At 35.7% G+C, this 20,879-nt stretch carries 19 protein-coding genes; 15 read left to right on the top strand and 4 right to left on the bottom strand.

The annotated features are described in order from the left end of the window. Positions 1–548: 548 nt before the first annotated feature. The 3 genes from AC4MRQ_RS12145 to AC4MRQ_RS12135 form a co-directional block, all read right to left on the bottom strand. Complete coding sequence (locus AC4MRQ_RS12145; protein WP_491197944.1) at positions 549–2,003, bottom strand: sensor histidine kinase; 1,455 nt, start codon at positions 2,001–2,003, stop codon at positions 549–551. 7 nt (positions 2,004–2,010) lie between these two features. Beyond that, a complete protein-coding gene (locus AC4MRQ_RS12140; protein ID WP_491197943.1) occupies positions 2,011–2,730 on the bottom strand; it encodes a winged helix-turn-helix domain-containing protein in 720 nt (239 codons plus the stop codon). Positions 2,731–3,273: 543 nt separating this feature from the next. Next, positions 3,274–3,999, bottom strand: a complete 726-nt coding sequence (locus AC4MRQ_RS12135) for a DUF6261 family protein (RefSeq protein WP_491197942.1) — start codon at positions 3,997–3,999, stop codon at positions 3,274–3,276. Positions 4,000–4,921: 922 nt separating this feature from the next. Here AC4MRQ_RS12135 and AC4MRQ_RS12130 point away from each other — a divergent pair. The 8 genes from AC4MRQ_RS12130 (at position 4,922) to AC4MRQ_RS12095 (ending at position 12,200) form a co-directional block, all read left to right on the top strand. Beyond that, positions 4,922–5,476: a hypothetical protein gene (locus AC4MRQ_RS12130; RefSeq protein ID WP_491197941.1), complete on the top strand. Its 555-nt coding sequence runs from the start codon at positions 4,922–4,924 to the stop codon at positions 5,474–5,476. A gap of 238 nt (positions 5,477–5,714) precedes the next feature. Beyond that, positions 5,715–6,470 (top strand): ComEC/Rec2 family competence protein, encoded by a 756-nt coding sequence (locus tag AC4MRQ_RS12125; RefSeq protein WP_491197940.1) that lies wholly within the window; start codon positions 5,715–5,717, stop codon positions 6,468–6,470. Between the two features lie 8 nt (positions 6,471–6,478). Then, positions 6,479–7,504, top strand: a complete 1,026-nt coding sequence (locus AC4MRQ_RS12120) for a hypothetical protein (RefSeq protein ID WP_491197939.1) — start codon at positions 6,479–6,481, stop codon at positions 7,502–7,504. Between the two features lie 197 nt (positions 7,505–7,701). Next, positions 7,702–8,901 carry a hypothetical protein gene (locus tag AC4MRQ_RS12115; protein WP_491197938.1) on the top strand — a complete coding sequence of 400 codons (1,200 nt, stop codon included), beginning with the start codon at positions 7,702–7,704 and terminating at the stop codon, positions 8,899–8,901. Positions 8,902–9,114: 213 nt separating this feature from the next. Continuing rightward, entirely contained in the window at positions 9,115–9,990 is an 876-nt protein-coding gene (locus AC4MRQ_RS12110; protein WP_491197937.1) for an SIR2 family protein, read from the top strand. 96 nt (positions 9,991–10,086) lie between these two features. Beyond that, the gene (locus tag AC4MRQ_RS12105; protein WP_491197936.1) at positions 10,087–10,533 is read left to right on the top strand and encodes a hypothetical protein; all 447 of its coding nucleotides are present in this window, start codon (positions 10,087–10,089) and stop codon (positions 10,531–10,533) included. Continuing rightward, on the top strand, positions 10,523–11,302 hold the full coding sequence (locus AC4MRQ_RS12100; RefSeq protein WP_491197935.1) for a tRNA(His) guanylyltransferase Thg1 family protein: 780 nt from the start codon (positions 10,523–10,525) through the stop codon (positions 11,300–11,302). Before AC4MRQ_RS12105 ends, AC4MRQ_RS12100 begins: the two co-directional genes overlap by 11 nt. A 22-nt stretch (positions 11,303–11,324) precedes the next feature. Continuing rightward, entirely contained in the window at positions 11,325–12,200 is an 876-nt protein-coding gene (locus AC4MRQ_RS12095) for a hypothetical protein (RefSeq protein ID WP_491197934.1), read from the top strand. A 96-nt stretch (positions 12,201–12,296) separates the two neighbouring features. Here AC4MRQ_RS12095 and AC4MRQ_RS12090 read toward each other — a convergent pair whose 3' ends face one another. Beyond that, complete coding sequence (locus AC4MRQ_RS12090) at positions 12,297–13,307, bottom strand: SDR family oxidoreductase (RefSeq protein WP_491197933.1); 1,011 nt, start codon at positions 13,305–13,307, stop codon at positions 12,297–12,299. A gap of 71 nt (positions 13,308–13,378) precedes the next feature. Here AC4MRQ_RS12090 and AC4MRQ_RS12085 point away from each other — a divergent pair, with 71 nt between their 5' ends. From AC4MRQ_RS12085 to AC4MRQ_RS12055, 7 genes are all read left to right on the top strand, one after another. Then, positions 13,379–13,828: a winged helix-turn-helix transcriptional regulator gene (locus tag AC4MRQ_RS12085; protein ID WP_491197932.1), complete on the top strand. Its 450-nt coding sequence runs from the start codon at positions 13,379–13,381 to the stop codon at positions 13,826–13,828. After that, positions 13,821–14,309 carry a nuclear transport factor 2 family protein gene (locus tag AC4MRQ_RS12080; RefSeq protein ID WP_491197931.1) on the top strand — a complete coding sequence of 163 codons (489 nt, stop codon included), beginning with the start codon at positions 13,821–13,823 and terminating at the stop codon, positions 14,307–14,309. The genes AC4MRQ_RS12085 and AC4MRQ_RS12080 overlap by 8 nt, the downstream gene beginning before the upstream one ends. Before the next feature lie 770 nt (positions 14,310–15,079). Then, a complete protein-coding gene (locus tag AC4MRQ_RS12075) occupies positions 15,080–16,993 on the top strand; it encodes a peptidylprolyl isomerase (protein ID WP_491197930.1) in 1,914 nt (637 codons plus the stop codon). A gap of 40 nt (positions 16,994–17,033) precedes the next feature. Further along, a complete protein-coding gene (locus AC4MRQ_RS12070; protein ID WP_491197929.1) occupies positions 17,034–17,894 on the top strand; it encodes a hypothetical protein in 861 nt (286 codons plus the stop codon). 241 nt (positions 17,895–18,135) lie between these two features. Then, entirely contained in the window at positions 18,136–19,494 is a 1,359-nt protein-coding gene (locus tag AC4MRQ_RS12065; RefSeq protein ID WP_491197928.1) for a peptidylprolyl isomerase, read from the top strand. A 156-nt stretch (positions 19,495–19,650) separates the two neighbouring features. Next, complete coding sequence (locus AC4MRQ_RS12060) at positions 19,651–19,965, top strand: DUF2752 domain-containing protein (RefSeq protein ID WP_491197927.1); 315 nt, start codon at positions 19,651–19,653, stop codon at positions 19,963–19,965. Further along, positions 19,962–20,306, top strand: a complete 345-nt coding sequence (locus AC4MRQ_RS12055; protein ID WP_491197926.1) for a TM2 domain-containing protein — start codon at positions 19,962–19,964, stop codon at positions 20,304–20,306. The genes AC4MRQ_RS12060 and AC4MRQ_RS12055 overlap by 4 nt, the downstream gene beginning before the upstream one ends. Positions 20,307–20,879 lie beyond the last annotated feature (573 nt).

Genomic DNA, 20,879 nt, shown 5'->3' with positions numbered 1-20,879 from the left:
CAAGTAACTGGTATAACTTGAAGTTTAAAACCAACTTATTTTGGGATTTTTGACAAATTAATTTGGCCCTAATAATCCAGAGATTATAATAGCAACACCTCACCTCGTTCCTCTCCTCAAGGAGAGGATGTGAGCAAACACCAAGGGTTGATACACTTAATTCAGGACTGATATACACCAAATTGCACTATCCCTTCTCCTGTCAGGAGAAGGTTAGGATGAGGTGTTTATGTTATAGGTTATAAGCACGATAGTTACCCACTTTAATTCTCAAACGCCCTCAACCCAAGTAACTGGTATAACTTGAAGTTTAAAACCAACTTATTTTGGGATTTTTGACATTTCGCCACCATTACCCCAAACCCGTAAAGGAGCTTATCCGGCGCGCTGTTCCCTTTAAGGAAATAAAGGGAACAGCGCAGATAGATGGCTTAACTTAATATGCTCTGAAATTTTCCACCTGATTGCGCCGATGCCCGCAAATTTTATTCGCCTTGAATAATCATTCTCAGCGTACATCCGCGAAATCTGCGGGGTATTATATTTTACTACACCGGCAATCCAAAACTAAAACGCGTACCCTGTTCAATCTTACTTTCAACGGTTATTGAGGATTTATGCAAATCAATAATCTTTTTCACAATGGCCAATCCCAATCCCGTACCTCCTTCGGCGGAGTTCGAAGTCGTCCTGTATCGATCAAAGATATACGGCAGTTCATTCTCTTTAATTCCAACACCTGAATCAGCCACCCAAACATCAACCGTCTTTTTTCGCTGTTCTATACCCAGTTCAATGGTTCCGTTCCTGTAGGTGTGTCGCATGGCATTATCAATCAGGTTTTGCAGCACCCTTTCGATCATGCCGATATCGGCGTAGATGAGCGGAAGCTTATCCGGCAGGTTGTAATTGATCTGAATGCCTTTATCTTCAGCCATTAATTTGTATTTAGCACTGATATCATAGATCAATTCCTTTAATGAGATGGGTTCAAGTTTAGGTTCGAGCTGTCCCGATTCCAGTTTCGACAATTCAAAAAGGTCATCAACCAGGCGTTTCATATTTTCGGCACTTCTGAAAATAATCGATGCATACTCCAGCTTTTGCGTATCGTCCAGTTCCTTGATCTTAAGGGATAATGTTTCGGCATAGCCCTGAATAGATGCTAAAGGTGTTCGTAAATCGTGCGACACACTGGCTGTCAGTTCCCGCTTTAATCGATCCAGTTGCTTAAGTTCTTCGATATTCTGGTTAATGGTTTCGGCCATCAGGTTAAACTGTTCGGCCAAAATGGTTAATTCACCCCTCGACTTTAATTGAATGCGTGCCGATAAATCGCCTTGTTTAAAGCTTTTTACACCATTGATAATGACATTCAGATTTCGTGTTAACAGCCATATAAGTATTAATCCCAGCACCAAGGCTCCAAGCAATGCTACGAGCACGCTCCACCCGGCATTTTTTAAGTAATAACTTCCCAGTAACTGGTCGATGGCCGAATTATAAATTTCGCTTGCCAACACCACATAGGTATATCCTATCAGTTTTCCATCTTCTTTTATCTCAGCGGCTGAGAATGCATGCTGAACCTCCGGCTTGCGGGGATTGGTTGCGGTGAAAAAGGTGTTTTCCTTATCATGAATAAAAGATTTCACTGGTTCCAAATCAATTTGTTCCACTTTAACCCGCCCCAGCGGTGCATCATAAGCCAGTATGTTACCCAAAGTATCGAGCAGGTACACCTCAATGGCCGGATTAACAACCATTACATCGTGAAAAACCTTTTTAAGCTCAACTTCATTTAATTGCCCGTTCAAAAACAGGTGGTTATGTTTTGATATACGCTCAGCAACAGGTCGACTGATGCGTTGCGATACTTCCTGGTAATGTTTACCTGAGCTTTTGACCGAGATAAATATAAAAACCAATGAAACGATAAGGAGTGAGGACAGGAATATTAAGGCCAGTTTCCAAAATAAGCTGCTGAATATCTGATTCTTCATGATGTGTTTAGTTAAGAGATTTCAAATTATCGTTGAAGTAGTAACCCACTCCCCATGAGGTTAATATAAACTCGGGTTCAGCAGGATCTTTCTCCAGCTTGCTTCTTAAGCGGTTAATGTGTGAATTGACGGTATGCTCATAGCCATCAAACTGGTAGCCCCAGACCAGGTTAAGCAGTTTTTCGCGACTAAAAATAAAGCCTGCCCTGCTGGCCAGAAGATACAAGAGGTCAAACTCCTTTGGTGTTAACTCTATTCGTTTGCCATCGAGTAACACCTTTCTGCTTTCAGGCTCAATACTCAGGTTACCCAGGTTAAGGATACTATCCGACCCGACACTTTGCTTGCTTTGGTCTTCAATGCGTCGCATAATGGCTTTAACGCGGGCAGTAAACTCACGAACACTAAATGGTTTGGTTATATAATCATCGGCACCCGTTTCAAGCCCCAATACTTTATCAATCTCATCATTCTTTGAAGTAAGGATGATCACCGGCGTTTTAATCTTCTCCATCCTTATACGCCGGCATATCTCCATGCCTTCAATATCGGGCAGCATCAAATCCAGTATGATCAGGTCATACTCATTTTCAAAAATATCGTCGAGTGCCGGAAATCCTTCCAGGTGTTGCCTGACTTCCATTCCCAAATCACGCAAATGAAGTGCCACCAGGTCAGAAATATCCCGGTTATCTTCAACTATAACTGCTTTACGTTTTGATTCCATAGCTTAGAGTTTGAACTGAGGTTAGAACAAGGAAGAGTTAGAAATGGTTTAGAAGTGTTTTTTAGTTTAGAGTTTAAGGCTTAGAAGTTTAGGGTTGGAGTTTTGGGGTTTGGGTGCGGAGTTTAGGGTTGGAGTTAGTGATTAGTGGTTAGTTGTGAGAGGTATGGGTAGAGTGCAGGGTTTAGTTTAACAACAGAGGTTGGTTTAGTTGTTACCGGCTAAGCGGATTACCCGCTAAGCCGATCTTTAAAAAGACTCAGACCTGTCAGGTTTTTAATAGTTTATCACCTCACCTCAATCCTCTCCTTCAGGAGAGGAAGTGCTTAATAATTGAGTGTTAGTGCACTTATTAAGACCTCACAAATGTCGAACATCTCTATTCCTTCTCTTTGAGGAGAAGGTCAGGATGAGGTGGTTAAGTAACAAATCGTAAGATATCTAAATTTAAATACTTGTTTTTGGACAGCCTCCTCCCACTATACACCAAATAAAAAGGGCACCATACCGATGCCCCTCTACAATCCTTTATCTGACTCATTTAATTTAGTTCTCCACTTCCACTTCTTCTTCATTGTTTTGGCGACGTTTCACCAAATCGTTGGCCTCTTCAATCACCACGGAAATTTTTGAACAAATCTCCTGGTAGGCCTCGGGATTAAGTTGCATCATTGCACGCAGGTAACTCACCAATTTGTCATTGATCAGCTTTAGTAATTCAGCTTTATGTGCTGATGCAGTCTGGGTTAATTTATCCTTGGCAAGCGCGTCCGTCCATTCCTTCTGGTCGGCAATAAACTTTGCCTCGTCGGCTTCAAGCTGCTCAATCAGCCCCGTCATACCGGGCAACAGAGCTACCCGGGGAGCCATTTCTTCCGATTTCAGCTCTCTGAAAATAGCTTTATTGGCTTCCGATTGTGCCGTGTAGTTCATTTTTGTCAGGTCAAAACCATGTCGGCCAAACACCTTATCAACCGCACTTGCTGCTTCACGTATGTTCTTATCTGGATGCAGCAGGTAAGCTTTGTTTAAATAAAGTGCCGATCGCGAAGTGTTATCGCGCTGATCGTCGCTCATCTCTAATATGGACTTGCCCATGTTCTTGTCCAACACCATTCTTAGCAAGCCGGTGCTGGAAACGATGTTGGTTTTTAACGTATCAATATTACCGTCTTTCACCGTTGCTTCTTCGAGCACACCCGATACCCTTGCACCAAGCCGTGCCGTATCGTGAATGCGAATATTGGGTTTTACTTTAGGAATTTTGATCATAAACGTATCTTTTAATTTATAGGGATAAAGGATATTAATAAGGATAATCAATCGTTTTTATTAAACGATGAAAGCTGATGTTTTAAGAATTAGCTCAATAATGTTTGATGAAAGCTTCGCCGCAGAAAAAACACCGAAACATTGTTTTATGAAAGCTTCACCGCAAAAAAAATGAACTGTCATCATTTTATGAAAGCTTCGCCGCGAAAAAAACATGCAATCATCATTTTATGGAAGCCTCACCGTAAAAAAAGCACTGAAACATTGTTTTATGAAAGCTTCGCCGCAAAAAAAGGAGGCCACCATCATTTAATGTAAAGCCAATATCGTTTTGGAGGAAACTTTTTTTGATGAGTAATTTCTGAGGAAGAAGACAAAATTGCTTTTTAAGAATTGATAGTGGTGTCATAGGTTAGATGATTAATGTTTTTAATATTCGTATCCGTTAAAATATTACTTTACAATAACAATTCAAAACTTTAATAGAATTTTTTCTGAAATAGTTTGAATGTAGATGGCTAAATTCCTTACCAGCTCTACCCTTGCATACAATAACAGCTTAATAAAAATATTTTTTCAACAACTAATATACAACACCAGTCACCAACAAAATCCCTAATTGGTAAAGCTTTACCGATTTACACCTGGATTGAAACTAAACACAATCAATCCTGATCACCATCCCAAAAGAATACTAAATTAATATATGCCAACTCCATAAATACGCTAAAAAGAAGGGCAATAATTAGATAAATACATTAGGTTATTTAACGAATAATGATAATTTTACAGGCTGAGTTGTGAGAGAGAAGAAAATGAGATGTTAGGGGTACAACAATACTATGTATTTACTGCAATATTGGCGGTAATAAACTCAACACATATTAATCAAGAATCATAATTGAAACAATGACATACCCAAATGGCTCTAAAAGAACTAATAAAAAAACAATCCATAATTATTGATGATCACAAAAGAGGGATTAGGGAAATAAAAAAATGGGATAACCCTGAAATTGATGTTCATATAGACAAGAAAACCAACTTCCCTCTTGAAGGGGTTAGACAGAGCGTAAGAATTAAAATTCCAATAAATTCGAATAGGCCAATTAAGATTGAGAATCGTAAAAAGCAAGAACTAAATGAAATTCCAACTCGCTTAAAAAAAGAAATACAAAGAGCATTAGAGGATAAAAAGAAAAGAGAACGTTTTATTGCTGATATAATTGAAGTATTACTAGACTTTGAAACAGTCTTAAGTGATGAAGAAAGAGTAAGACAAGTCATTAGTAACCTATCTAAACATTTTGAGTTACGTTGGACAAAAAATCAAATAGCTACTTATGCTAATGAATCTTTGAGAGTCTACACACAACTTCTAACTGATGTGCAAGGCAATGAATTTTATATTTCTATTGACAAGCAGAAAATAAAAATTGCAGAAAATACAGGCTATGAAAAATTGATAATAAAATAAATAGAAAATTACTTACGCCAACAGGTCGCATACTACATACGGCGTATAGCAAAGTTTGTAAGTGTGGTAACTTCGACAACTAACACCAATTCGCAGATTTGTCTTTAAAAAGAAAATGTAAAACAAAATATGCGCTTTGACTCCGTTCATTTTGGAGAGTCTGTAAAGTTAAATCACCTTACGGCATTATATAGTATGCTGTTATGGACAGGTTTAATATTAACTTAACAAATTAAATATGGGAAATAAATATAATTTTTTAGAAGTAGGTTGTGCTGATTGTACAGTTATAAAGCTGAATTCAAAAATTGTAATGGTTGATTGTCATCAAGGAGGTGATGGTGAAGAAAACATTATGGATTGGATTCCCAATAACCATATTGATGTTTTAATTATAACGCATCAACATTATGATCATTTTGATGGAATACAAACTTTAATTGATAACGCAGTAAGTGTAACAGAACTATGGGAATGTCCATACGAAAGGAGACATGGAGACAACAGCGTTGGATATAGCGAATGGCAAGACTATCAAAAATTAAAACAAAAGCTAGTTAAAAATGGGACAAAAGTTTATAAACCAACTAGGGGCACAAAAGTATATGATACGGTTGGAGGTACGAATATTCAAATTTTAAATCCACCTAAAAACATCAATAGCTATGCTACTAGAGAGTTGCACGATGCATGTTTAGTTTTTAGAGTTGGGACTAATTTATTTACTGGTGACGCATCAGATTATGCATTGCAACAGATCTTAGACTATTATGATTTAAAAACTAAACATATTTTGCATGCAAGTCATCATGGCTCTATTAATGGTGCTAACAATGAATTTATAAAAAAGGTTAATCCTAACTATACTGTAATATCTACTAAATCTGGTGTTCACTCAAATGTTCCACACTCAACTGCTCTTCAAAGATACCGTACACATACAAAGAAAAATGTTTATCGGACAGATACAAATGGAACAATTACCTTCAGCTAAATCTAAGAATGAATAATAAAAAAATAGTTTGTGTCGATTTAGATGGTACTCTAGCACATTATGAAGAGTGGAAAGGCGAACAGCACTTTGGGAATGCTATAAAAGGAGCAAAAGAAGCACTATTAAAACTGAAAAAGAATAATTGGCTTATAATTATTTATACCACAAGAGGAAATGAAAATCTTATTAAAGATTATCTAGATAAAAATGACCTTGTATTTGATTACATAAACAAAAATCCCTACCAACCCCATAATACAAATGAGGGTAAACCAATTGCTGATGTATATATCGATGATAGAGCAATCCAATTCAATGGAGATTGGTCAAATGCAATTTACGAGATTGAAAAATTCAAACCTTGGGAAAAAAGAACGTCAAAAATGAAAGAACAAACGAAGTATGGCCATGATTTCTTAATACATGATTTTGATCAAAGCTATCAACAACTAAGACATTATGATTCCTTAAATTGGGACATCACAAAATTCAGCTTTATAGAATTATTGTTAGGAATTGCAGCTGTTTGGGCTATTTATGGATTTGCAAAAGACGTTGGAAACCAACAAACCTTTGTCGCAAAAAGCTATGAATGGATTATTCCCTCAGTCTTTGGAGTTTGTTACGTTTTTTCACTTTTAGCATCATTCTTAATTTCAAGAAATAGAGTTTATTATGCAAAAGTTGCAAGGTATTTAAATGAACATCGGGGGATGGCACTTTCTTCAAAGCCTCATGGTTTTATAAATAGAAGTAGGTTTTACACCAATGATGCATTCCCTCCAGCTTTTGATACGTGGAGTACTCAGATTGTTTGTCTTTATGTAATTCAATTAGTTAGTTCCTTCATGTTTGGGGCTATGCTATATTGCTTGGGAACTTTATTTTTTGAGAAAGTATTATTTCAATATGTGGTTGGGGTAATGGGAGGAATTGCGTCGATTATAATTAATTTGTGGATTTATATTGCGTATATGAAAAAGCAAGACGAAAAACTAGGAAAAAAGACAGCCCATAACAAAAGCTATATGTAATGCAAAGTCCAGAAGATGTTTCCATCGCTGTTGTTTGTAATAAACTAAAGCCAATTTGCATCTGACGATCTGACTTAAAAACAAACGAATTGACTCAAAGATAGCCTAGCAATGAAGTATTTTAAAGTCCCGTATTCCATTTAACCAAACAATTAGCCAACATTGGCACACTGAACTAAATAGTATAATCAACAAGCATGACGACATTTTTAAATTTAGATATAGATAAACCTATTTACTGGAAGTTTTTCAGAAAGCATCTATTGTATAGCACCTTATGGATTCTTGGTATATGGATTTTGATATTTAGAGGTGATTCTATTTTTTTAGCTGGGATACCAGAAGACTTAAATTGGATAAATAATACCGTTCCTTTTCTGTATATAAGTGTAGTGATAGGAGTTATGATTAAAACAAAATGGTATTACAACTTAAGTATCATTTTTTATCCCTTTTTATTGATTTTTTGGTTTATACCGAAAACAGTATTGAATAAGGGAAAGGTTTATCTTCTATCTGGTTATGCTAATCTTGTTTTTGTAAGAATCAAAAGGTTCAAATCTACAATAATACACTCTACTTTAATGATAGGAATAATATTATTACTAGCCACAACAAATTCTCAGATTATTAGGGTTGTTAGCATGGTATATTTCTCATTTGTATACTACAAGGTTGTTATTAAGTATATTAAACAATCTTTCCAACCTGCTCAAATTTTTGGTGCTGACATTGATAAAAAATTGGATGGATTAATAAAATCACCAGAACAATCTTTTTCTATAATCAAAAGCTTTGAAGAAGTTAAAGCAGATGAGAAACTACCTGAAGAGGAAAAGAATAATAAGCGTATTGAAAGGTTGATTATTGTAAATTCAATTGTTGAATTTTTAGGTGCTAATCTGAATAATTTCAAAGGTAAAAGAGCTTTTGTTATTTCATGGATTTATCAATTAATTGGTTTCGTATTTATAACCTTTACATTTTATACTTTTTTGAATTATCAGTTATTCCATGCATTCCCAGAGAACTATGAAATCACAGGGGAACCAAATCTTTTTGACCTTCTCTATTATACTATTAAGACCGTTACATTTGGAAATATAGAAAGCATATCCCCTGTTGGTTATATAGCCAGAACTATAGAAGTATTATCATTCTTAACGGTTGGAGTATTTATATTAATAATAGTTACTTCAGTTATCTTTTCACTTAGACAAGATAAAATTAATGCAAATATTCAAAAAGCTACAGAAGTATGTATAGCACAAAACAAGTATATAGCAAAGCATATTCAATTAACATACAATGTTGATATTAATACCGTTTTAAAAGAAGCCTCGTCCATAAGAAACTCAGTAGAAAATATAAGAAGATCATTTGAACGAATTCTATAAAAAACGGCTGCTAACAAACCACATAGACACAAGACCTGTAGGGTACTTTGTGAGGTTCATAGCTTCGGTGAATATCGCCGAGTTGCAGATTTAGCTTTAAAAAAAAATAAAACAGAATATGCGATTTGGCTCCTCGCAATTAGAAAAGTTTGTAAGCATCCTTTTACGCCTTACAGCAAGACCAATACAAGCCATTAATTAAAACCAAACACTATGAATAAAGTCTTACTTATTGGAAATGATATTAACAACATTAATAATTCAACAAGCTGGGAAGATTTGCTTAAACGAATTGTAAAAATTAGTGGGAATAATATTAATGTGTCAACCGAAAAGCCATTTCCACTTCTTTATGAAGAAATATATCTGAAAGCGCGGAAATCGAATAATATAAATGAAGTCGAACTGAAATCGAAAATTGCAGATATAATTGGTGAAATTGAACCAAACGAGATTCATGATGAATTATTAAGATTAGACGTGAACGATTATGTCACAACCAATTACGACTATGTTCTGCAGAAAAGATTATTAGGAAATAAAAAGACAAATACTCTTAAAAACAAAGGTGTTATAAGGGAGACTAAATATAGTGTATACAGGCATAATCAGATAGAAGATAAGAGATTCTGGCATATCCATGGAGAGGTTAATGTTCCTAAGAGTATAACACTAGGGTTTGAACACTATGGCGGGCAGTTACAGCAGTTTAGAAATTATACCGTTTCGGGAACTAATTATAGAAGCAAAAAAACAAGTCATAAGTCTCTTCATCAGAAATTAAAAGAAAACATTGTAACTAATGAATCCTGGATTGATTTCTTTTTCAAGGATGAGGTGCATATTTTAGGACTTAAACTGGGATACGTTGAAACTGACTTATGGTGGTTACTGACTAACAGAGCTAGGTTTCAACTGGAAAAGTCAAGTCAGCACAATAGTCGTATAATTTATTATTGCCCCGAAAAATATAAGGACGAACATAAGACCGCAATTATGGAGGCCAATAATATTGAAGTAAAGTTTATCAAACTAGAGGGGGAAAAATTTTACAGAGAATCGATAAAAATGATAAAGAATGGCTTGTAATAACTGCGAATAAGCATAGCTTGCCGCTGGGTAACACAAGCCAATGCATAATAGCCTGGTCTGTTGCATACAGCTTATAAAACTACAATGCATAAAATGGAAGCAATAATTTTAATAGGAATACAAGCAACAGGTAAATCGACATTTTATATTGAACGATTTTTTAACTCGCACATGCGGATTTCGATTGATTTATTGAATACCAGGAATAAAGAACAGAGATTTTTAGAAACCTGTTTCTCAATACAACAGCCATTTGTGATTGATAATACAAATCCGACAAAACTTGATAGAGAAAAGTATATCAAACAAGCAAAGGAAAATAAGTATAAAGTAACAGGATACTATTTTCAATCTAAGATTGAGGATTCTATTGAGAGAAATAACTCAAGGATTGGAAAAGCAAAAATTCCAGAAATTGGGATAAAAGGGACTTTTAATAAACTTGAATTACCTTCAAGAAACGAAGGATTTGATGAATTATATTACGTCAAGATTAAGGATAACAAATTTGAAGTAACAAATTGGGAAAATGAAATTTGATGATTTAGATAAAAAGCTTCGAATATACGAGACTTCACATGACATTTGTGTACTACCAGGGGTTTATATTGTTGCGAGGATTGATGGGAGAAGTTTTACTAAGCTGACAAAACAAAAGCATAAGTTCAAGGCACCGTTTGACGACACTTTTCGGGATTATATGGTAGAAACAACAACTCATTTAATGAAATGTGGTTTTAATGTAATTTATGGATTTACAGAAAGTGACGAGATCTCACTATTATTCGATATTAATGAAACTGCATTCTCAAGAAAACATCGGAAATTTAACTCAATATTAGCTGGAGAAGCAAGTGCTAAATTCTCAACCCTTATTGGTTCAGTGGCTTCTTTTGATTGCAGACTGAGTGAATTACCAAATAAGCAATTAGTTGTAGATTATTTTAGGTGGAGAAATGAAGATGCTCATCGAAATGCTTTAAACGCTTATTGCTATTGGAAACTTCGTGAAGATAACTTTACTAAAGGTGAGGCAACAAAGAGAATAGAGAAAGTAAGTAATGCTGATAAAAACGAGCTGCTTTTTTCCTACGGCATAAACTTCAACGATATTCCCAAATGGCAAAAAAGAGGGATTGGATTGTATTGGACTGATATTGAAAAAGAAGGTTTTAATCCTAAGATAAAGGAACCAGTGATAGTAAAACGGAGACAGCTAAAGGTCGACTACGATTTACCGATGAAAGATGAGTATGATAAATTTATTGTTGACATTTTGGACAAGAATGAGAATAAAGCCAGCAGTTAACACGATGTAAAAAACATAAAACATGATTAGAACGTTTCTACTTCTTATTTTAACCATTCATGCAAGCATTATTTATGCAAGTGAAATAGATAATGATTCACTAAAAGTAAAACGTACAGTTTATTTAATCGGATCAATTCATAATATGCACTTTGACTCAAGTAAGAATTATTCTATAAATGACCTCCTAGAGCAAATACGCATTTTAAAACCTGATGTTGTTTGTGGTGAAATCACTCCCGAAGCATATGAGCAAGCTATGGAAGGCTATTTTCCTCCAGAGGCAGCAGTTCTCGCAGAAATGGCTGGTGAAATGGATTACCGTTTTGTTCCTGTTGATTGGCGCCTTGATTATACAACACAATCAATAGCCAATAAGTCGTTTCCGGCAGAAGTTGAAAAACAATGCTCGGCAATAAATAAGAATATACATGCCAAATTAAAATCTTTTAATAATGCCTCTTTCTACGATGACCTGCATTCTCCGGATATTTTGAACGACCTTGACTCAATATATGAGAAAATTATCAGGGTTGCCCCTCTTGCTGAAATTGCTTCAGGCAGTTGGCAAGAACGTAATCGAAGAATAGTTGAAAATGGAATGGCTAATGCTAAAAAAGCTCAAACAATTGTTTTTGTTTTTGGTATTGACCACTTACCACAACTCAAACGACAACTGCAAACCTTAGGCATTGAGGCACAAATCCCTAAGCGAATGTTTACTCCAGGTAATAACCACAAAATGACAAACGCGGTATTAGAAAGGTGGAAACAAAATTATAGTAATCTTGTACTGATCCGAGACAAAAAAATAAATTCTACATACGATAATTATCAAAAAGTAATTAATAGCAAGCGCATTGAAAATATTAAGGAAGCTCTTGAAAAATCACAATAAGGTGTTGTGGAAATCTAGATATTGCCCTTCAAAAAAAGACACTATTTCATAAACTGTATAAATGAAATAGTGTCTCCAAAAAGGTTAATGTGAATTTCAATTTTGAGCACTCAAAATACTCCTTACAGACTCTGCTGTATCCAAAACCATTTTCTCAAATTGAATAGGGGTCCAGTCAAATATATTCTTTGTATTAGTGATATCACCTTCGTACTTTTTACCAACATATGGCAGCATTCCCTTCATTTCGCTATTGAAATGGGCTAAAAGCTTAACCATAAAATTGGGAGCTACATTCGTACCTACTTTTTCAAATCCATTAGTTTTTAGCAGTTTAGTTATCTCCTGAAAGGAATGAGCTTTTTCTGTAGAAACTATAATGCGTTGACCGTTGGCTTGCTCATTTTCTAAGGCCAATACATGAATTTTAGCCACATCTCGTACATCAGACATATTGATGCTCGCATGAATCATTTGCTTTAATTCACCTGTAATAATCCGCTTAAATAAAGTCATTGACTCACCAGACAAATCATCAGACAGTGATGGTCCGTAAACAGGTCCGGGATGTACAGTAACCAATTCTAAGTCGTTATCTTTAACAAACTTCCAGGCACTTTTTTCAGCAAGTGTTTTACTTTTCAGGTATGCTGAGGCATTTTTAGCATTCACTTTTGTCCAACTCTCCTGGTTGATATTTTCATCACCCGTAATATCTCCTAACATCGCCACCATAGAAGACGTTAACACCACACGCTTTATTCCGGCTTTATGAGCTGCTCTCAAAGCGCGTTGTGTTCCTTCTACCGCTGGCTTGATAAGTTCATTTTCATCCTTTGGTATTTTTGAAAAAAATGGTGATGCCACGTGCATCACAAAATCACAATCCGACACAGCCTCGTCCCAACCGTCATCCTTTAATAAGTTCAACTCACAGAATTCCAGGTTACCTTTTGGATCAATAAACCTTTTAATGGTATTGGTAATTTTCTCAGCTTTCGACAAACTTCTGATGGAGCCTTTTACAGCATAACCTTGTTTTAGCAGTTCAACTGCACAGTGCAAACCAATATACCCTGATACACCTGTTAATAATACTTTCTTCATAATTATTACTTTTATTTTGCAAGCAAAAATAAATGTATTACTTTTGTTTTGCAAGTAAAAATTAAAGAATCATGAAAAACATTTTCCGTTGCAAATGCCCAATCACCTCAGCCTTAGATATTATAGGGGATAAATGGTCTTTGGTGGTGATTAAACAAATGCTCTTTGAGGGGAAAAGTACATTTAAGGATTTTTCTGAAAGTACAGAAGCGATTGCCACCAACATACTATCTACCAGATTAAAGATGTTAGAGGACTTTGGAATAATTGATAAACAAAAACTACCAACTAATAGAAAAACCAACATTTATACCTTAACCCCAAGGGGATTGACACTCGTGCCCGTTTTGATGGAACTCACATTTTGGAGTAAACACCAAATTATAGAGTTTAATCCGGATTTGAACTTAGATGAAAAATTAGATTGGGCTGAAGCAAACAAAGAAGAAGCATTCAAACAGATTACTGAAGATTACAATAAATACAAACAATCACTTTTAAATAACAACGACGATGAGTAAAACGCAACAACCAAAAATTGATATCAATAAGCATTTGCAGGAAAATTGGACAAAACAAGAAACCGAAAATGTAAAAGTTGTAGTAGACTTTTTTCAAAAACTAATGAATGAGCACGACTTTGAATATACTCTTAAAACACATGGAGGCGGTTCATATACCCAACACAACAGGGCTATCCCAAATGAAATTACAGGGCTTGTTGGTTATGTAAAGACGCTAACCAAGAGATTCCCGGATTATTCATTTGATGTAAAAAAGATATTTGCCGATGGCGATTTTGTAGTATTACATAGCCATACCACTATGAAAGCAAAACATAGAGGTAATGAAAAGAAAGGATTTATTATTACAGATACATTTAAATTAAAGGATGGCAAACTTTCAGAACACTGGGATGCCATACAACCCATAGACTTCTTTTCAAGGTTTTTGGTCCTGATGACAGGAGGAAGTATAGGAAACAATAATCCTACATTTTAGCGAAGGTTCTATTGATAATAACAGGCTACGGCACTATATAATTATACATTAGCAGTTGTCCTGAAACAATTTACTAAAGTTAAAATGGCTTACAAATTGAAAACATTAATAGTTTATCACCTCACATTAATCCTCTCCTCCAGGAGAGGATTTGAGCAAACACCAGGATTAACACACATAATCTCAGACTGACATATACCAGGCTGCACTATTTCTTCTCCTCAAGAAGGTTAGAATGAGGTGATTAAATAATAATGCGAATTAATGGTTGAAATTATTAGATAAAAAAGGCTGAAAGCCTTATAATTCTAAGCTTGGGACAACGTCCCAAGATATAATGCCATATGTTTATTCAGGCTGAAGGTCTGACACTTTAAGCTGAAAGAATAACCAGACATATTTATAGTTTGCTGATTGTTCAAGCGAGGGAAGGTAAACAGTCAACAAGTCCATTAATCTCTTATCATTAACCACTATTTTCTCTTTCCAACATCGCCTTTTAGTTTGTTTCTGAAAATTTCCAATAATAAAGTACATTTACAGGCGTTCTGTAAATTATGAAACTGTTTAAAATTTATTTTTGTGAGTTAGTTTGGATGAAACAACGTTCAGCGGAGCTAATTAAGCTATCAGACAAGACAAAAATGATGCGAATAGTTCCGGCTATTTAAAGAATTTTTGCAATAGTATGATGACTTAAGTCGCCAAAATAAACCAAAGGATAAAACTTAATCAGTTTCTAAACATTATTAATAAAGTGAACTAAAATAATGAATCGATTATTTAGCTTATTAGCCGTATTGCTGGCAGTTACCGGCATTCAAGCCCAAGACAATACCATTTTAACCATAGGAGACAAAAAGTTCTCGTTGGATGAGTTTAATTACATCTACAATAAAAACAATTCATTAACCCAGGAGCCGGTTAGCGAAAAGGAGTATGTTGATCTTTTTGTGAACTACAAGCTTAAAGTTGAAGAAGCTATCAACCAGGGTTTCGATACTGTTCCAACATTTAAAAAAGAACTGGAGTACTATCGCAATGAGTTGTCCAAACCTTACCTGAGTGATAAAAAAGCCACCGATGAAGTTGTAAAGGAAGCATACGAGCATATGCTTTATGAAGTGGAAGCATCACATATTTTAATCAAGCTTCCCCAATCACCAACACCCGAAGATACTCTGAAAGTATATAAAACAATGACTGACATAAAGCGGCAGTTGGATAATGGAACTGATTTTAAACTGATGGTTTCCAAGTATTCTGAATGTCCGTCAGCACAACGAAGTCAGGGTAATCTGGGCTATTTTGGTGCTTTTATGATGGTTTATCCTTTCGAAAAAGCAGCCTATGATACGCCAGTTGGTGAGGTTTCTGACATTACACGAACTTCTTTTGGTTATCACCTGATCAAAGTACACAATAAGCGAAAAAATAACGGTGAGGTACTGGTGGCTCATATCATGAAAGCATTTCCATACCAATCGGGGGCAGCTGTTCGGGAGCAATCTAAACAAACAATTGACTCGATCTACCAAAAGCTAAATGAAGGTGAGTCGTTTGAATCCTTGGTAGCTAAATATTCCGATGATAAGCAAACCGTACCAAATAATGGCCAGTTACCCTGGTTTGGAACCGGTCGTATGGTTCCTGAATTTAGTGATGCAGCCTTTGCCCTAAAAGAAAATGGTCAGATATCAGAACCTGTCAAAACACAATTTGGCTGGCATATCATTAAGCGTCTGGATACACGCCCGGTGAAACCAATCGAGGAATGTGAAGATGAGATTATGCAAAAGATAAAGCGCGATGAGAGGGCTTTTGCAGGTAAAAAAGCAACCATACAGCGTTTAAAAAAGGAATACAATTATTCGGTTGATAAAGCTGGGTTAGATCAATTGAAAACATTGGTTACAGGCACAAGTACAGCAGATAAAAATGAGTTTATTGCAGAGATAAGGGAGGCTGATATGGAACTGGCGAGCTATGACGGGCAGCATGTAAGCCCAGCCGACTTTGCCAATAACGCTTTTAAATTTGACCTACCTAAAGCTGGTTTTAGCGAAGCTGACTTTACAAAGTTATGGAATGGTTTTATTGATGAGCAATTGCTTGACTACGAGAAAAGCAAACTGGAAGAGAAATATCCTGATTTTAAATATTTGATGAATGAATACCATGATGGATTATTAATATTTGAAATCAGTCAGAAGGAAATTTGGAATAAGGCTTCCAACGATAGCATCGGGCTGGTTGAATTTTATGAAGCCAACAAGAATAATTACGTATTGGACGAACATTTCGAAGGCCAAATGCTCTTTTGCAATAACAAATCTGATTACAAGAAGCTGAAAAAACTATTGAAAAAGAACCCCGATTTTGACCTTGATTCGCTGGGAGACGAACTAAAAGCGAATATTGCCATTAAGGAAGGGCCATTTTTTAAAGGCGACAATGTTCAGATAGATGAGGAATTATGGAAGGTAAAGCCAACCAATAAATCATTTAAACAAGTCTTTTTATTACGCGTAGGAGAACTGAAGGAAAGCAGAATACAGGCACTTGAAGAAGTGAGAGGACGTGTTTTATCTGATTACCAGACTGAGTTGGAGAAAAAATGGATTCAGACTTTACAGCAAAAATACAAACCGGAGGTGAATACCTTTGTTTTTAAAACGCATTAGTTTACTTTAGTCCTTTCGCAAAAGTAAATTAGAAGTAGAAATGATACAAAGACAATTATATCCTCTTTTTGTAGTGGCCTTGTTAATGATACTGGCATCGGCATGTAAAACATCCGGTGACGGGGTTAACGAGGAACCTTTGGTGAGGATTAATGAAACAGTTTTGTCACGGGGGATGGTCTATCAGGCTATCCCTAACTCTTTAACCCCTGAGGACAGTGCTGTTTTTGCGCAGGATTATATCAACCGGTGGATACGCTCAGAACTTTTATTAAGTAAGGCCGAATTAAATTTAACACCCGAAGAAAAGGATGTTGATCAACTGCTCGAAGAGTATCGTCGTTCGTTATTAATCCACCTCTATCAACAAAAGCTTTTGGAACAAAAGTATAGTCCTTTAATTACAGGCTCGGAAATTAAAAGGTACTATACTGAGATGGAAGATAACTTCAAATTATCTGAGCCAATACTTAAAGGGGTGTTTGTGATTGTTCCTCAATCAGCGCCTAACATTGATGATCTGGAAAAGCTTTACCGTTCCGATGACTCAGAAGATCTGGTAAAACTGGAAGCCTATTGCTTTCAGAATGCGAAGAAATATGAGGTATTTCTCGATCACTGGTTAACAATGGATGAAATCAACAAACGACTGCCAGAGCCAATAAATCGTACAGAGCGTTTTCTTAAAAACAACACCTATTATCATACAAGCGATTCATTGAACCAGTATTTCTTATCAATTCGCGAATACAAGTTGAATACCGAATTGGCCCCAATTGAGTTTGTTGAGGCAAAAATTAAAGCGATCTTACTTAATAAGAAACGTCTGGAGTTTATTAAAAACCTCGAAAGTGATCTGTACGAAGAAGCTCTAAAAAATAAGAATATCAAGTTTTACTAGGTTTAATATTTTAGTACTTTCCACCTCCTGGCTTAACTTGTTTTGATTATGAAGGTGAGTTGCGTTTTTGCACGATATCAATTGCTCTAACATGCTAAAAACTTATTAAGTATTGATAATAGCAGCGAAAATTTATGTAGGTTTGCAATTGCCTTAGAAAGATGTGTCTTTAATGGAGAGATTAAACACGGCGACGCATCTAAATTAATGATAGAAGACAAAGATTTACAAATACCAAAACATGAATAAATTCATTCAGATAAGCACCTTAATTTTTTCGGTATTCTTTTCATTCCAAGCTATTCAGGCTCAAACTAATGTTATTGATGAAGTAATTGCTGTTGTTGGTGATAATGCCATCTTAAAATCAGATATCGAACATCAATACGAGCAAGCTTTGGTGGAAGGAGCTAACTATGCCGGTGATTTGAAATGCCATTTGTTTGAACAGGCTTTAATAAGCAAGTTATTATTGAATCAGGCTAAATTAGATAGTATTGAAGTTGGTGAAAACGAAGTGGTAAATCAGGTAGATCAACGTATAAACTACTTTATTTCTCAAATTGGTGATAAAGAAAAACTGGAAGAGTACTTTAATAAATCACTATTGCAGATAAAACGCGACCAAATGGAGATGGTGCGTACCCAAATGTTGACACAACGTATGCAACAAGAAATCACCAGCGACATTAAGGTAACACCTGCTGATATCAGGGGTTATTACCGTAATTTACCTAAGGACAGTCTGCCAATGGTTCCAACTCAGTACGAGCTTCAACAGATTGTTATTTATCCTAAAGTAGAGCAGAAGGAAATTGACAGGGTAAAAGCTCAGTTAAGAGATTTTCAGAAGCAGGTTAATGAAGGTCGTGATTTCGCCACACTTGCAGTACTTTATTCAGAGGATAAAGAATCAGCTAAGCGCGGTGGTGAATTGGGATGGATTCCTCGTTCAGGTTTAGTGCCTGAATTTGCCAGTGTAGCTTTCAACCTGCAGGACAAAAAGAAAGTATCCAAGGTTGTGGAAACCGAGTTTGGTTATCACATTATACAATTAATTGACCGTAAAGGTGAGCGAATCAACTGCCGCCATATCCTTATTAAACCAAAGGTTGGCGAAGCTGCTAAAAAAGAAGCAAAAGCCAGTCTGGATACAATCAGAGGTTTAATTACTGACGAAACCATGTCATTTGAAGAAGCTGCTCTGCGATTCTCTATGGATAAAGATTCGCGTACCAGTGGTGGTCAAATGGTCAATCCACAAACAGGTACCTCCAAGTTCGAAATTGCTCAGATTCCTGTTGCCATCAACAAGGAATTACAAGGAATGAAAGATGGAGAAATTTCCGAATCATTCTATATGCTGGATGAGCGTAAAGGGAAAGAAACTTTCCGTCTTGTGAAACTGAAGCAAAAATTGTCACCCCACAAAGCCAACCTGAAAGAAGACTATCAGCTATTACAATCCATGCTTGAAAATAGCCTGCGTCAGGAAACGTTAGACGAGTGGATAAAAACCAAGCAAAAAGAAACCTATATCACCATCGATAACAAATGGGTGAATTGTGATTTTAATTACAAAGACTGGATTAAAGAATAAAACAACAATACTATAGTGGAGCTCCAAAATGACAATCATTTTGGAGCTTTTTATTTTTACACATTCCAGAATACACTACAAGCATAAAAAAATGGACGTTATTTTATATCTAACTGATAAAAATGCTTACATTTGAGTTATTGCAATCGATGAGGTGTGAAACGAGTGACCTATAAGCATAGAAACTCCCATTTAGAAGCTTATTTTTGGTTAATCGCCCTTGTTTCACTAGCGCTATCCTCACCAAACAATGCAACGCATTACACACTTTGTATTTTTAAAAATCTGGGTTTTGATTTTTGTCCGGGTTGTGGATTAGGTCGTAGTATTACCTTCCTGTTTCACGGGCAATTTATGGAATCGTGGCAATCGCATCCTTTGGCACTTGTTGCTGTAGTGATATTGTTGTTTCGATCTTATTCAATACTCAAAAAGGATATTCACATTATAACTTTAAATGAGAAGCTATGAATAAAATTTACACCTTATTACCAGAAGTTGAAGGCGAAGAAGCTATTTTTTTAGATTCGCTTTTAAAAGATATGAGCGAAGAACAAGCTCAAAACTTTATCCTTATTTACAGAGGACGACGTAAAGATCCGCAAACGATCCTTTTAACGGCACTATTAGGCTTTTTAGGTTTCGCGGGTATTCACCGGTTTTTTATCAACCATATAGGAATGGGAATTCTTTACTTTTTCACAGCCGGTTTGTGTTTTATCGGAACTATAGTTGATTTGGTTAACCACAAGAACCTGGCATTTGAATACAATCAGCAAGTTGCTCGTGAGATAAAACTATTAATTAATTAATAATAATATCATGCCTAAAGCCCTGTTTATCGGGGCTATTTTTTCACTCAGAGATTGCTTTCTACACATTCTTCGGATATAGCAAAGAAATCGAAATCTTGCACCTATTTTCCGCTTGTAGACGTTCACAACTTTCCAGTTCTTAATAATACCCCCCCGTTACTTCCATGTTAGAGAAGATACTGCCTGGTCAAACTAGGAATTAGCAGATGTGAAGCCCATTTATTGCTTTTGTGACCTTTTCTTTTAAAGATGCCTTTGACCCTTCTATAACTTTAGCTAATAATGTCCTGAAGAAACGTTATATCGACAAAGATCAGTTTCTGCTTCATGATATCCTTAAAACGTAAAATAATAGTATTATTAATGCTAAAACAAACAGCGTGGTAAAATGTATTACCTATACTTTAATGTGATTACTACGACCGTTTGATTGTATTATTGAATACTTCCAGAACTATTTAAAACCGTACATATCCATTCAGGGTAAGCAAACAGAAAGGATTCACTTAAATGTATAAACACAAAAAACCCCTTATTCGGATGAATAAGGGGTTTCTTAAAAAAAAGGCG

Source organism: Carboxylicivirga sp. (assembly GCF_982718395.1).
The sequence above is the reverse complement of the archived record's forward strand: the minus strand, read 5'-3'. Positions and strand labels throughout refer to the sequence as shown.